The 1,219-nt window shown below is 61.5% G+C and carries 1 protein-coding gene; it reads right to left on the bottom strand.

The window, feature by feature from the left end; genetic code table 11:
* Window positions 1-121: 121 nt before the first annotated feature.
* Window positions 122-1,111: an ABC transporter permease gene (locus GSQ92_RS16310; RefSeq protein WP_158804960.1), complete on the bottom strand. Its 990-nt coding sequence runs from the start codon at window positions 1,109-1,111 to the stop codon at window positions 122-124.
* Window positions 1,112-1,219 lie beyond the last annotated feature (108 nt).

Here is a 1,219-nt window from a genome sequence, read left to right as displayed (position 1 = left end):
ATGCCCCGCAGCGTTTGCCGCCTAGTGGGCCTGCATAAGCGGGTCGGCAGCTCGTTAAAGTTAAGCATCTTCTTCTCCCTGTAGGGTTCCCGACGTTCCGCCGGTTGAGTGAGCCCGCATGTCAGCGTGGCGACTTGCGAAACAGTTCATTGGCCAGCACGCCCAGGATGAGGAATGCGCCAACCACGACGAGCCCCCAGTCATTGCGCACACCAACTGAGGCTAGACCGTCCTGCAAATATGCCAGCACCAGGACGCCAAGCAGGGTGCCGAGGATACCGCCCGCCCCTCCGGTGATCCGGGTACCCCCCAGCACAACCATAGCGATCACAGGCAGTTCCAGGCCCATTGAAGCATTAGCACGAGCAGTGGACAGCCTTGCGGTCTGGATGATCGCTGCTACGGCGACCAAGCCCCCCATTAGACCGTAGATCGCGAGCTTAGTGCGTTCCACCGATACGCCCGAGAAACGCGTGGCGAGTTCATTGGCGCCAACGCTATAGACGCGGCGGCCGAAGCTAGTGCGGGACAACAACAGCCACAGCGCAATCGCTGCCACCAAAAGAATGGGCAGCTGCGTGGGCACCAGCCCGTTTATGAAATAGGATTGGCCGATGGTGGTGAACCACGGCGGAAAGTCCGACACCGCGGCCGCATTGGAGATAGCATAGGCCGCGCCGCGATAGATCGCCATGGTAGCAAGTGTCACGACGAAGGGATGCAGCCCGAGATACGCGACTGCCGCACCGTTCAGCAGTCCGCCCCCAATGCCCGTAGCGAGGCCAAGCAGCATGGCCGCGGGCAGCGGCAGGCCAGCCTGAAAGCTAAGTCCCATCACCACCGAAACGAGCGCCAGCAGCGACGCGACCGATAGGTCGATGCCGCCGGAGATGATGACGAAGGTCATGCCGAGCGCGAGGATGCCGGTCTCGACGAAGGTGCGCGAGGTATCGAGAAGGCTACCGGGGCTCATATAGCCCGGTAAGAGCAGATTGAAGACGGTCAACTCCGCGAGCAGGAGCAGGAATAGAACCATCGTGCGGGTTAGGGAGGGTCTGCGGCGCCGAGGCGCCTCGGTAGGGGTCAACGGCCCTACGATTGTCGGGCTCATGATGCCCTCCTTAAGGCGCGGAATCGGACGGCATCGATAGAGATCGCGGCCAAGATGAGCGTGCCAAGTACAAGCTGTTCGAAGGTACCCGGCACACTGTTAAGCGTG

Source organism: Acidisoma sp. S159 (assembly GCF_009766125.1).
Taxonomy (GTDB): domain Bacteria; phylum Pseudomonadota; class Alphaproteobacteria; order Acetobacterales; family Acetobacteraceae; genus Acidisoma.
The sequence above is the reverse complement of the archived record's forward strand: the minus strand, read 5'-3'. Positions and strand labels throughout refer to the sequence as shown.